Source organism: Luteibacter sp. Sphag1AF, assembly GCF_014192715.1.
GTDB lineage: Bacteria > Pseudomonadota > Gammaproteobacteria > Xanthomonadales > Rhodanobacteraceae > Luteibacter.
The window spans coordinates 16,080-28,583 of sequence record NZ_JACHYH010000005.1; the positions used below are offsets into that span (position 1 = coordinate 16,080).

16 protein-coding genes are annotated in these 12,504 nt (G+C 62.0%); 11 read left to right on the forward strand and 5 right to left on the reverse strand.

The features are described 5' to 3' along the window. The first annotated feature begins 11 nt into the window (after positions 1-11). A complete protein-coding gene (locus FHW69_RS13115) occupies positions 12-1,844 on the forward strand; it encodes an FAD-binding oxidoreductase (RefSeq protein WP_183423537.1) in 1,833 nt (610 codons plus the stop codon). Between the two features lie 95 nt (positions 1,845-1,939). Beyond that, positions 1,940-2,251: a hypothetical protein gene (locus FHW69_RS13120; RefSeq protein WP_183423538.1), complete on the forward strand. Its 312-nt coding sequence runs from the start codon at positions 1,940-1,942 to the stop codon at positions 2,249-2,251. 134 nt (positions 2,252-2,385) lie between these two features. On the opposite strand, the gene FHW69_RS13125 is transcribed toward FHW69_RS13120, so the two are convergent. The 5 genes from FHW69_RS13125 to FHW69_RS13145 form a co-directional block, all read right to left on the reverse strand. Further along, positions 2,386-3,138 (reverse strand): 2OG-Fe dioxygenase family protein, encoded by a 753-nt coding sequence (locus FHW69_RS13125; protein WP_183423539.1) that lies wholly within the window; start codon positions 3,136-3,138, stop codon positions 2,386-2,388. 153 nt (positions 3,139-3,291) lie between these two features. After that, positions 3,292-3,630 carry a hypothetical protein gene (locus tag FHW69_RS13130; RefSeq protein ID WP_183423540.1) on the reverse strand — a complete coding sequence of 113 codons (339 nt, stop codon included), beginning with the start codon at positions 3,628-3,630 and terminating at the stop codon, positions 3,292-3,294. A 147-nt stretch (positions 3,631-3,777) separates the two neighbouring features. After that, entirely contained in the window at positions 3,778-4,578 is an 801-nt protein-coding gene (locus FHW69_RS13135; protein ID WP_183423541.1) for a choice-of-anchor P family protein, read from the reverse strand. Between the two features lie 103 nt (positions 4,579-4,681). Further along, on the reverse strand, positions 4,682-5,962 hold the full coding sequence (gene cqsA, locus FHW69_RS13140; RefSeq protein WP_183423542.1) for an alpha-hydroxyketone-type quorum-sensing autoinducer synthase: 1,281 nt from the start codon (positions 5,960-5,962) through the stop codon (positions 4,682-4,684). Positions 5,963-6,119: 157 nt separating this feature from the next. Further along, entirely contained in the window at positions 6,120-7,856 is a 1,737-nt protein-coding gene (locus tag FHW69_RS13145) for a L,D-transpeptidase family protein (RefSeq protein WP_255494799.1), read from the reverse strand. Positions 7,857-8,027: 171 nt separating this feature from the next. On the opposite strand from FHW69_RS13145, the gene FHW69_RS13150 reads away from it, so the two are divergent. The 9 genes from FHW69_RS13150 to FHW69_RS13190 all read left to right on the forward strand — a co-directional run bounded on the left by FHW69_RS13150 (position 8,028) and on the right by FHW69_RS13190 (position 12,176). Further along, positions 8,028-8,726, forward strand: a complete 699-nt coding sequence (locus FHW69_RS13150; protein ID WP_183423544.1) for a murein L,D-transpeptidase catalytic domain family protein — start codon at positions 8,028-8,030, stop codon at positions 8,724-8,726. A gap of 41 nt (positions 8,727-8,767) precedes the next feature. Then, positions 8,768-9,103: a hypothetical protein gene (locus FHW69_RS13155; protein WP_183423545.1), complete on the forward strand. Its 336-nt coding sequence runs from the start codon at positions 8,768-8,770 to the stop codon at positions 9,101-9,103. An 86-nt stretch (positions 9,104-9,189) separates the two neighbouring features. Continuing rightward, complete coding sequence (locus FHW69_RS13160) at positions 9,190-10,038, forward strand: hypothetical protein (RefSeq protein WP_183423546.1); 849 nt, start codon at positions 9,190-9,192, stop codon at positions 10,036-10,038. A 68-nt stretch (positions 10,039-10,106) separates the two neighbouring features. Then, positions 10,107-10,439 (forward strand): hypothetical protein, encoded by a 333-nt coding sequence (locus FHW69_RS13165; RefSeq protein WP_183423547.1) that lies wholly within the window; start codon positions 10,107-10,109, stop codon positions 10,437-10,439. Between the two features lie 43 nt (positions 10,440-10,482). After that, positions 10,483-10,782, forward strand: a complete 300-nt coding sequence (locus FHW69_RS13170) for a hypothetical protein (RefSeq protein ID WP_183423548.1) — start codon at positions 10,483-10,485, stop codon at positions 10,780-10,782. A gap of 79 nt (positions 10,783-10,861) precedes the next feature. After that, on the forward strand, positions 10,862-11,275 hold the full coding sequence (locus FHW69_RS13175; RefSeq protein WP_183423549.1) for a hypothetical protein: 414 nt from the start codon (positions 10,862-10,864) through the stop codon (positions 11,273-11,275). A 94-nt stretch (positions 11,276-11,369) separates the two neighbouring features. Further along, positions 11,370-11,564, forward strand: coding sequence for a hypothetical protein (locus FHW69_RS13180; protein ID WP_183423550.1), 195 nt, complete (start codon positions 11,370-11,372; stop codon positions 11,562-11,564). Next, a complete protein-coding gene (locus FHW69_RS13185; protein WP_183423551.1) occupies positions 11,561-11,839 on the forward strand; it encodes a DUF2845 domain-containing protein in 279 nt (92 codons plus the stop codon). The genes FHW69_RS13180 and FHW69_RS13185 overlap by 4 nt, the downstream gene beginning before the upstream one ends. A gap of 97 nt (positions 11,840-11,936) precedes the next feature. Beyond that, a complete protein-coding gene (locus tag FHW69_RS13190; protein ID WP_183423552.1) occupies positions 11,937-12,176 on the forward strand; it encodes a hypothetical protein in 240 nt (79 codons plus the stop codon). The last annotated feature ends 328 nt before the right edge of the window (positions 12,177-12,504 follow it).

A 12,504-nucleotide genomic window follows, 5' to 3' on the forward strand; every position in this document is an offset into this window, starting at 1 on the left:
GGGGTAACGGAATGAAGCGACGCGATGTTTTGAAGGCTGCCTGCCTGGCACCGCTTGCCCTTGTGGCCAGCACGGGTTCATTGCAGACGCTGGCAGCGGCGGTGTCACGCAGCATGGCGGCGGTGCGGGGTGCATCGCGCGTGCGCCCCGGCCAGCCGGGCTGGCCGTCGGTGGCCCAATGGGACGAACTCAACGCGCAGACCGGAGGCAGTCTGCAAAAGCTCAGCTCGCCCTTTGTCTCGTGCGCAGGTACGGCCGACCCGGTTTGCGCCGAAGCGGTGGCCAACCTCAAGAATCCGTTCTACATCGGCGATCAGGCCGCCTTGACGCAGACCAGCGGCTGGGCGGATGCGTGGACTTCCGAGCCCAGCGCTTACGCAGTGGCCGCCCGCCATACACAGGATGTGGTGGCAGCCGTGAATTTTGCGCGCGAACACCATCTGCGACTGGTGGTGAAAGGCGGCGGCCACAGCTATCAGGGCACCTCCGACGCCCCCGATTCGCTGCTGGTGTGGACCCGCCACATGAACACCATAACGATGCACGACGCCTTCGTGGCACAAGGCAGCATGTCGCCGCCTCAACCGGCCGTGAGTGTCGGTGCGGGCGCGATGTGGATCGACGCCTATGACGCAGTAACCACGAAGGGCGGACGGTACGTGCAGGGCGGTGGTTGCACCACCGTTGGCGTGGCGGGCCTCGTGCAGAGCGGCGGGTTTGGCAGCTTTTCAAAGAACTTTGGCAGCGCCGCGTCCAACCTGATCGAAGCTGAGGTGGTCACGGCCGATGGCAAGGTCCATGTGGTCAATGCCGTGAAAGAGCCGGAGCTTTACTGGGCCATCAAGGGTGGCGGTGGCGGCAGCATCGGCGTGGTGACGCGGCTGACGCTGCGCACGCATGATCTTCCGGATGTGTTTGGCGTGGTATTCGGCACCATTTATGCGACCACGCCTGCGTCTTACCGCGCCCTGGTTGCGAAGGCGATGTCGTTCTATCGCGATGCCCTGTTCAATCCGCACTGGGGCGAGCAGATGTCCTTGCGCGAGGGCAACCGGCTGAATGTGTCGATGCTGTTCCAGGGCATCAGCCAGGCCGAGGCAGAAGCCACGTGGAAGCCCTTCATTGACTGGGTGGAGGCGCGACCGGAATACGTGGTGTCCGAAGCGCTCAAGGCAACGGCCCTTCCTGCGAGGCATTTCTGGGATGCTGACTTCTTCCGCGAGCACGCGCCCGGATTCATCGTTGCCGACACGCGCCCGAACGCACCGCGAAATCATGTGCTTTGGGCGGGAGATCGCGGGCAGGTGGGCTGGTTCATCCATGCGTACGAATCGGCGTGGTTGCCCGAAAGCCTGTTGCAGGGCAGTCAGGACGCACTGGTGGATGCGCTGGTGGCAGTATCGGTGAAGTGGGGTGTGGAACTGCATTTCAACAAGGGACTGGCCGGCGGCACGCCGGAAATGCGCAAGGCATCGCGCGATACCGCCACCAACCCCGCCATGGCCGACGCGTTTGCCCTGGCCATCATCGGCGCCGGCGGCGATCCTGCGTATCCGGGTTTGCCGGGCGCAAAGACGGATCTGCCGCGTGCCCGGAGGGAGCGCAAGCGGGTGGGTGAGGCGATGGACGAGCTTCTGCGCGTGGCGCCGGGAGCCGGTGCCTATGTATCGGAGAGCAGCTATTTCCAGAAAGACTGGCAGCAGGCGTACTGGGGAAGCAACTACGCGCGCCTGGCGGCCGCCAAACGGCGTTACGATCCGGACGGCCTGTTCTTCGTCCATCACGGCGTGGGCAGCGAAGTGTGGAGCGCGGACGGCTTCACCCGCACGGGCGGCCTATTCTGAACAAAGGGGGGTGTCTTTCAGGGCACCCCACGCCTGTGTGTTGCGCTACCATCGCAGCCACCGATGGCTGTCCGACGTATGTGAAAGGGAATGCGATGAAGCGGTTGGTCGTAACGCTGGCGTTGACGTTCATGCTGGCCGCCTGTCAGGGCATGGGTACCAAAGTCTCCCGACTCTCCGTGGGCATGCCCCGTGAGGAAGTGATGGACCGCCTGGGCCAGCCTGACGCCGTGCGTACCATCATCGGGTTTGAGGTTCTCAGTTACCTCAACCGGCATCGCAGCCGTTTTTCCCTTTCCTCACGCGACTACACCGTGGTGCTGAAGGACGGCAAGGTCACCCAGTTTGGTCCCGGCCTCGTCCAGCGCGACAGCAAGACCACCCTGGTGATCGAAGAGGACAAGTAGCCAGTAGTTTTGGGGGCTGGCTTTGCGCACAACTGCGCTTCCGGCACGCAACGTGCCGGACGAACCTCGTGGCGTTACGGCGTCGCCCTGGTGGCGCTGTGCATTGCGATGGAGCGTCGTTTGCCTGATGGACGTTAAGCGGATGCTTCCGCGATGTCCGAGGCGCGGAAGGTCACCACCAGAACGTCACGGTGCGCAGGCTGCGTGTTATCCAGTGGCGTAACCGGGGTTACCCCATGAAACACGCGCGGATCGTCCACCAGTGCCGCATCCAGTGGCCGGGTAAGCGTGAAGTCGCCCAGCAACTGGCCGTCGGGTGTGTGGATCGTGGTGGTGCCGCTGGCGATGTTGTGGCGGTCGATCAGCAGCACCAGCACGTAATCCACGCCATCGCGGTGGCTGCCTTCGGGCGTGGGTTCGCCCGCACTGTCCGCGCTGGCCTCGATGCGGAACTGATGCACTTCGATATGCCAGCGGGGCACCTGCGGGGCCAGCGTGCCAAAGGCATGATGGCAGAAGCGCAGGATGGTGCCGAGGCTGGCCGTGGATGCCGTTTCCGGCGTCATGGGCTCGAACCAGCGCTGAAGGTCACCCTGCAGCCGGTTGTACGTCAGCGCCTGGAAGTGGGCCTGATGCGGTTCGGGAGTGACGTCCTGCCCCGCAAGCGCCGAATACGTGGCATGCCGGCGGCGGCGATAGCGGCCGTGCGCGGCCAGGTAGGTATCGGGTGCGAGGTCGTTCCAGCTGGCGGCAAAGGTTGCCCAGTCGGCAAGGCCGCCGTCGCGCTCAAGCATGCCACCCATCGCATCATGGGTGACAAAGGCGTAACCGTCGTTACGTACCAGGTCGATCAGCGCCGGCAGTTCCGGTGCGAAGAGCGTAGTCATCCGCAAATTATACGGCGTTTGACCAGCGCCTCGCCGCATCGGGACAACAGGTCGCACCTGCGGAAACGAGTGCGCTCGCGATGGCGTGGCTTGCCGGATGGCCGACAAGCCACGCGCCGCACAGGTCAAGGGCAAAGCAGCCCGGAGGGAGCCTTATTTTGCGTTCAGGCTGAGGCGAATGCCGCCGTCCTTCAGTACCTTGCCCTTGGCGTCCTGGAATTCGTAGTCGCAATAGGTTGCACCCTTGCTCACCTGGGCGGCACCCATCGACTTCGCCACGATGGTCTTGTCGTTCTGGCTCGAATACGGATCATTGCCTTCCCAGGTACCGGCGGAAGTGGTCACCGAGTAGTCACAGCCTTCCTGCGTGCTACAGGACTTTGGCGTGACAGTGCTGGCACTGGGGCACGTTGCCGCGTCGGCCGCGTACGCGCCGCTGATCGAAAAGCCGGCGAGAAGACAGCAGGCGATGGCAAGGGTCTGGTTGCGCATGGTTTTGCTCCTGAGGATGGACGTGCCGTGTGGATCGGCAACGGCGCGCATTCGCGCCGTGCCATGCAGTGTTTGGTGGTGTGGGGTGCGCCGCAATACACCATCAGACGTAGGCGCGTCACATCCGTGCGCACAAACGGCAGAGCGTCAGTTCACAAACACGTCGGTAATGACGTGAGCGAGTGCCGTATTCAGGTTGAAGGTTTCATCGTCAGTGACGTTTGCGTTCACTTTGACCAGCCCGGCTCCCGCAACCTGCACGCCGCCTCCGACGGCAAGGTGTATGCCGTGATGTTCGACCGTCACGTTCACCGTACCGGGACCGGTTACCACGGTTTCATTGAGTACCAGCGTGCCACCGACCGGGACCTGCACCGTACCGACCAGCGGCACGTCGACGCTGACGTTGACAGATGGCACGGGTATCGTGAAGTTGGGCGGTACAGGACTGGGCACGGCGATGGATTGGCCATTGACGGAGACATTGGCACCCTGCACGTGGGTGTTGCACGTCAGCGCCGTATTGCCCTTCCGTGCCGTGCATTCCAGGAACGAATCGAGCCCCGTGACCTCAATGAATCCATCCAGGAGGTTGAAGTCCGAGGCCTGCGATTCGGCGGTCAGCACCGTATCTCCAGGTGCGACGGCGCGTTCCGCTGCGAGGTTGACCAAGCCATCGACAGTTACGTTGATGTCATAAGGTGCGGCCACACGGACTTTTGCTATCGACTCGTCATCTTCACCGTAGTCGTTTACCTGTGCCTGTTTACCGCAGGGAAGGGGCTGTACAAGCGTCACCGGGCCAATGGTCAGGACGACGGTCGTGCTGACGCCGCAGGTCGTAACCTTTGCAGATAGCAGATCCGTATCCTGCGCGGCCACCGGCATCGCAGCGAAGAGGCCCACAACGAATGTGAGCAGGCCGATTTTCAGGGGCACGTGTGTCATTGGCGGACTCTCATGACGGGCGGATGCTCCAGCGCCAGTGTCATGTCGCGCTGTGAGCGTCGCAATCCAACTTCAGATGTAGGCGCGTGCGGTAGCACGCTGCTCAGGCCGCATTCCCGTGTAGTGATCCATGTGGCGTCGGCAGGAACCGGCTGCCACTCCATGTCTCGGGCGCGAATTCGTCCCGTCGGGATTTGCACACGCGAAGAAACTGCTCGATCTGCGCATCGGTCAGGCCGGCGTGAATGCCAAACCGGATCAGGGAGCGCGTCCGTCCCGTTGCGGGCGGGCAGAAGATGGAACCGAAGATACCGTCGTTTTCCAGAACGTCGCGCAAGCGCATCACGGCAGGCTCGGTGCCGATTTCAAATGAAATGATTTGCTCCGATCCAATGCCGACCGGGTAGCCAAGCGCACTCAATGCGTCTCGCAGATAGCGGGTAATCGACCATAACCGCGTGCGACGCGCATCGCCACTGATGACCAGTTGATGTGCCGCTTCAATGGCCGCCACGTCAGTGGGCAGAAGGGTCGAGCTGAAGATGGCGGGACTGGACGTGGAGCGAATGTACAGATTCATCGACTTCGGGCACGCAATGAAGCCTGCGCGACACGCATATGCCTTGGAAAGGCTGGCGGTCACGAAATGCACCTTGTTTTGCAGGCCAAGGCTGGCAACCAGGCCTTCGCCATGCACACCATGCGTGCCCAGCGAATGCGATTCATCAACGATGAGCAGACAGCCGCCTTCTTCGGCCGCAAGGGCGCATTGTTGCAGATCGCACAGCGAACCATTACTGGAATACACCGAGTCGACCACGACCACACCCACGCCGTGCAGGGCAATGAGTTCACGCAGCGCGTCCGTATCGTTGTGCGCGAAATGAAAGCAGGGGGCTCCCACATTGCGCACGCCGTCCCACAGCGATTTGTGGGCAAGTATGTCGATGTAGACCGGTGTATCTGACTCGACGACGGACTCCAGCAATCCGACATTTGCCAGGTAGCCCGACTGCGCAAGTACGCCTTCGTCGTAGCCGAGAAACCGGGCCAGGACATCTTCCATCACATGCATGGGGCTGCCCGGCAGCAGCAACGCCGCGGACATCAGGGGAACGTCGTGTCCGGGCTGGCAGGCGGCTGTGATAGCCCTGGCCATATCAGGGTGGTTGGCAATGGACAGGTAGTCGTTGCTCTGAAGCACAACGTCCGTGGCTTCTGGTGTTCTGCCGTGGAAGATTAATTTTCCGCCCCATGTGGCCTCATAGCGCTCCTGGTAGAAGCGCGTGACGCGCTGTGTCACGAAGTCGGGCATCGGCGCATGCGCCCTATCTGCGCCGGGAAAATGGGATGAGGGCGTCGTGGCGCCTGGGTTGCGGTCCATGGGGTGTCCTCCCGCGTTGAGGCGACCCGATGTGCTATCACCAGGGTCGCGCGGCCTGGATGGTCATCTCCACTCTGGATCGTTTACCCGCAGCGCCACAATAGACTTTCAGGTGTAGGCGTGTGATGCCGCCAGGGAGCGACGGCCTGACGCAGCCTCAGGGAAGTTTTACCGTCGATGGCTTGTTCAATGCGCGCAGCAGCGGATCATCGCGGTCGTAGATGTCTGGCTTGAATGCGATGCGGCCATCGTCACCGATGTCTACAGTCCAGTAAGCCAGAAGCACGGGCACGGCGGTAGGCAAGGTCACGTTTTGTGTTTTTGCCGAGGCGATGCGGTCGTCGATGGCCTGGCGGTTCCACTTCGTGTCGTCGTTGAAAAGCAGCTGCACCAGATCCAGCGGATTCTCCACGCGGATGCAGCCGGAACTGGTGTCACGCTTTTGCAGGTTGAACATCTCCTGATGCGGCGTGTCGTGCAGATATACGGAGAACGAATTGGGGAAGCGGATCACCACGCGGCCCAGCGAATTGCCCGGGCCCGCATCCTGGCGTAGCGTGATGCCGCGCGGATTGTTCCAGTCCACGCTGGACGCGGGGATCACCTGGCCGCTGCTGTTGAGCACGCGGATGCGGTTGTTGGCCAGATACGCCGGGTTTTTCCGCACCTTGGGAAGGATGTCGTTCTTCAGGATGGTAGGCGGCACCGTCCAGGTCGGGTTGAACGTGATGTACGTGATCTGCGAGCGGAAGATGGGCGTGCTGCGATACGGCTTGCCCACCTGCACACGGGAACGCCATGCGAGCTTTCCGTCGCGGTAGAAGCTGATCTTGTAACCGGCAATGTCGACCACGACGAACGTGCCCTGCAATTCGTGCAGCAACCAGCGGGCCCGTTCGAGGTTCACGCGAATCTGACCGATGCGTTGCTCGATGGGGATGTTAAGCGCCGCAATGGTGCCGCTGCCCACGGTGCCGTCGGCATCCAGATACTGGTCGGCCTGGAAGCGCTTGACTGCATCGGTCACCGGATTGTCGAAGCGGTTGCCCGTGGCGAGCGTCGGATCGAGATAGCCACCGGCCACCAGTCGTGCGCGCAAGGCTTCGACGCGCGGATCGGTCATGCCGGCTTTCAGCGTCGGGCCATCGGGAAGCGCTTTCCATCCACCCTGTGCCGCGAGATCTCGCATGCGCTTGAGGCCGTCGCGCAGACTGCTGTACAGCGGATTCTGCGGGCGCGCCATCGCATAGGCCTGCTCCACGTTACGCTCGTCCAGCGCGGTCTGAATGGCTGCCATGCTGCCTTCGGGATCAATCACGACCGGATCGTAGTTCCAGTTCGGATCCAGGCTGGTGGGATCCACCTTGCCGCGTGCAAGGTGCACCAGCGAGGTGATGTACGCACTGGTGGCCTGCACGTCGAAGGCCGCCTTTATCTCCGCTGAGGCGCCGGGTGCGAACGCTGCATCGCGTGCGTGTGTCAGGTCGGTAAGGCCATAGTCTTCCGGGTTCAGTCCATCGGCATCCAGCGCTGCCAGCGATTTGAGCAGCGCATCGGTGTTGGCCTGATCGGTCCACGCGGCGGCGTCGTGGCGCACGGCGTAGAAGTCACTTACCGCCTTGGCCAGCGTGACGTCGGAGCGGGGCAATGGGCCGCCCTGAAGCGGCGTCATCTGTTGCATGCGCGCATAGATGGCCTGCGCGAGTGGATCGTCGGCAGGGGGCGGTGTAGCGGGCGGCGCTGCGGTGGCAGACGTGGTGGGGTCGGTGGCCACGATGGGTGGCGGGGACACACTGGAGGCGGCGCTTGCAGGAGAGATCTGCGCGCTCGCGGTGAAACTGGCGGCAAGCATCAGGCCGCAAAAGATTATCCGGTTCAAACTGTTCTTTTCCATAGATTGCATCAATCCTTTTTCCGGATTAATAACATTAGTCTTAACTTTTCACATATATGAATGGCTGAAGTGTGACGGCAATGTGGTTAATAAATGATCACCGCGTTAGGATGCCCGCTGCACTAATTGTCGGTCGGTTGCATGATCAGATCCCAACGCTTGCTCAGCCTCATGGCACCCCTCGCTGCGGGTGCCGGCTTCTTCCTCTCCGGCAATGCCTTCGCGGCCGACTCCCTCGGCGACGCCCTGGCACGACTGGCTCCTTCCGCAGACCCCAAGGTGATTGGACTTGCCGTCCGCGCTTCGGAGTGCGCGCAGGGGCAGGGTATGGCGCCTTCAGACAAGCTTGCCGTCATCGACTACTCAAAGCCATCGTCCGAGCCGCGCCTGTGGGTATTCGATACGGTGCATCGCAAGCTGCTTTTTCAGGAACTGGTGGCACACGGGCGCAATAGCGGCGATGCGATGTCCACGCGCTTCTCCAACGCGCCGGAAAGCCTCGCATCCAGCATCGGCCTGTTCCGCACGTCCGATACCTACCAGGGCAAGAACGGCTACTCGTTGCGCATGAATGGCCTTGAGCCCGGCGTCAACGATCACGCGCTGGATCGCGCCATCGTGTTCCACGGCGCGTCGTACGTGAGTCAGGCCATGGCCCAGGCGGCCGGGCGCATCGGTCGCAGCTGGGGGTGTCCTGCCGTGCGGGTGGCGGTGGCGCACAAGCTCATCGACGCGCTGAAGGGCGGTCAGATGGTCTTCTCCTATTACCCGGACAAGCGCTGGCTCTCCTCGTCGTCGTTTCTCAACAAATGCTCCAACAGCCAGCTGGCAAAAGTGGAAGCGTCGCGCACGCAGCATCCGGGCATCTGATCTCGCGTTAGAATCGGCGCTCCCTTACCGTGGATTCGAGCATGAAATACGTTCTTGCGATCGCCGCCTGCGTTGCCCTTGCCGGCTGCGCCACCCGTGGCATGTCCGACACCCTGCCCAAGCTCAGCAGCCACACGACCAAAAACGTGCAGGCTTACGCGCAGTGTGTGGAGCCGAAGTGGCAGGCGATCACCTCCGGTGCGAAGTCCAGCGGCAAGGACGATCAGGCGCGGATCACGGCGGATGACAGCAAGTCGGGTGTGCATGCGCGCCTTGATGTCACTGCCAGCGGCTCGGGCGCACAGGTCGTGATGTACGAAATTCAGAAGGGCGATTACGACAGCCGCTATCGTGACGAAGCCATCAGCTGCCTGTAACCGCTGATGACGGTTGGGCGGGGCGGTCATCCGCCCCGCCCGGACACACTCCCGGTGGAAACGCATCGGGCAGACAAGGACGTACTGTGCACTTTGATTCCCGTTTCCGGCCCGATCATGGCGACATGATCTTCGGGCTATCCGAAACCATCCGTCATTACGCGTGGCCGCATCATTACCGTTACCTGTTCGGCTGCATCCCGCTGGGCCCGCAGGCTCACATCAGCTTTGTGGGACGGTGCAATCAGATACTGGGACGGGCGGATGACCGGAAAAGCCTGCTGAACGCCCTGTTCCGCGTGGGTGTGGCAGCTCAGGGCCAGGTCACAGCCGATGAGGCAGACGCCATTCTCCGCTTTGCCTGGCAACACATACTGGGCAGCGGTGACAAACCGGTAATGGATGACCCGGTCACCCTTTACGCCTGCGTTTTCCTCACCGACCTTTTTGCGCACCCGCGCTATTCGCTGATGGGCCCGCTCATCAAGCATCTGAAAGTTCAGATAACACAGGACGGACAACGCTTTGCGCCCGCCTGGAGCGTGGTGAATGCGACGTGGCTCGCCTCCAAGCAGATGAGCAAGTTCGCGCTGGAGCAAGGCCTGCGCGAGCGCGGCATGCTGTGGACCGGGGCACGACGGGCCACCTTCCATTTCGCGCTGGATGGCATCGACATGGACCGGGTGGTGGACAAGAAGGACCGCTCCCACGCAGGGGGGCGTCCGCAGCAAGCCACCGATATGTCCGTGCCCGGGTATACCGGGTCGGAGCTGCGCTATCTGTTTCGCCACCGGCACGAACTGGAGGGCGTGGTGTGCTTCTGGCGCAACAAGCGCGAGGCACAGGCACCCTGGGTCGATGCGCCGGCCACGTGGGCCCGCTATGTGCCCCGGGCGGATGTACCGGCGCCACCATCGGCTATCGGAAGGCACTGACCCATCGCCACTATTGTCAGCCCGCTTCCGAATGAGGACACTTTGCCGTCGTTCGGGGAAAGGGTTTTATGACACGCACGCTCGTCATGGCCATTCGTCTTTACCCGGGCAGCAGGGAGGACGAAGTTATCGCACGGGTGACCGAAGCCCTGGAGATCGCCCGGGCACGCGCGTATCTGACTTCCAAGCCGTTTTACCTGGCCCGCACCGATGCCGGTCACCTGTTGCTGGTAGCTGAAGTTGCCTCGGTGGCGGCCATGGACGCCATGGACGAAGACACGGACTTCCAGGACGCTGTGACCCGCGTCAGCCGTCTTGCCGAGGCGATACCTTTGCACGGGCTGATGGATTTTCAGGGCGTGCGCGTTTCACTGGAAACCGCAGGCCATTCCGCTCCCTGACCTATCCGGGCAGGGGCGTCCGCCCGGCAATATTGATGGAAATGTGAGCCAGGTCGCGAACATGCCGGCCGTGGGTGACCACGATGCCTCAACGGCCGTGCGTCTGCGGCTGTGCATGGGAGGCGGCATGGAACTCACCCAATACCGACGCTCACGGGGGTTGCAGGCGACCTATCAGGTCGAATACGGCCCGGAGGGATACCAGATCAGCCGGGACGGCCGCCTGCGACGCGCGCGGGACCTGGGGCCGGCATGCCAGTGGATGGGGAAGCGCGAACGCATCCGCGTTGCGAAGCAGTTTGCCATCGAGGACATAGAGCGCCTTATCGGCATGGACGAGTAGACTCCTGCCGCCCCGATTCACCTGTTCTGCACGGCTTGCGCACGGATACTCGGTCCCATTCATTACCGGGAGAGCATCCATGCGCACCATCTGCACCGCCCTGGCTCTGGTAGCCCTGACCGGATGCGCAGCCACGGCGCAAAACCAGCGCCACACCCAGATTCATGACGCGATGTCCAATACCACGTTCATGTATCAGGACCCGGCCGACGGCGACGCCACCGTGACCCTTATCCGGGATCACGGCCTGAATGGCGCGGGCTGCTCCAGCGCCATCTATGTGGACGACCATGCCGTGGCCGATATGGAAATTGGGCAGCAATTGGTGCTGCATGTGCCTGCTGGCACAAGGAAACTGACGCTTCTGCCGCATGGTGCGTGTGCCAGCCAGCGCCTGGATGCCGATGCGTCGGTCAACAAGGGTGAAAGCAAGGTATTCCGAATTTCCCCGGACGGAGGTAGTCTGACCCCCGAGGCACACACATCGGGTTGACCAGCCCATCATCACGTGTGGTCTTGTACTTCGGTAAGGAGAGACCATCATGCATCGGCGGGTCGTTGGACATTTCTGCGTCGAAGTGCGAAGCATGAAGACACCCAAGGGTGTATTTAAGGCTGCCTATATTGTGGAGCCGGCCGCTTACGCCGGCCCCAAAGACTTCGTGATGATTTCTCTGCTGGACGATTTCGACGACGAGCGCAGCGCGGTGGATGCCGCGATGGGACGAGGCGTTAAACACGCGGTGTGGCTGGACGCTGCCAGAACGGAACGCATTGGATGAAAACGTTACGATTTGCGGCTTTTGCTCTTGCCGCCATGTTTGCAGGCCATGCTTCGGCGGCCAGCACGGTACGCTTCGGACAGCAGGTGCTGTCGGTGGGCGATACCGAAGGCAAGGTTTACCAGGTGGCCGGACAGCCCACCCGCACGCGCCCGATTGAATCGGACCACGGCGGCTATCAGGGTGATCGCCTCGACTACGACACCGGCGCAAAGACCGTGCAGGTCTTCGTGCGCGACGGTCGCGTCACGCGCATCGAAGAAATCAACAACTAGCGTGACCGGGTTCACCACCCGGTCGTAACGCTTCGCGCACGGAGCAGCCTCTAACTTCTCACAAGAAGGAAGCCATGCGGCTTCCAGGTGGGAATTCATGGCCGTTCAAAGCACCATTCTGTATGTGCCTTTCAACTCATCGGCGCGAGGCCAGTGGACGCTTCGTCGCGGCGCCGAGCTTGTGGGCCATTACGCCACGCGTGAAGAAGCGCTGATGCATGCCACGGCATTGTCTTGCTCCATCAAGAAGCAGATGGGGCAAGATGCTGAAATCAGGATTGAAGACGAGCTCGGCGCGTGGCGTGCGCACCGCGGCGGCGACGCTGTGGCGTTGTGAGCAGGAATTGCCAACCACAATATGTATTTCTTATGGTGTTTTTGTAGGCCGGCGCCTACAGACGAGCGCTTTGAATGCTGCTTCACTACACAGGCTTTCCCGCTCAGGAAATAGTGGCCTGAGCAGGTGAGCTGTTTACTCGATTGCCCCCTTTTATCGGCGCCCCTTAAAGGCGCCGTTTTTTTGTTCCGCAAGTGCACAAAGCAGCACCATGCCCGAGAGGGTGTGCAGCAACCGAGGTTGGCGATACCGATGTCATCGCCCCACATGACCAGAATATGGGGCCGCTTGCCGTTACCCGGCGTGCCGTTCTTACTTTGCGGATGTG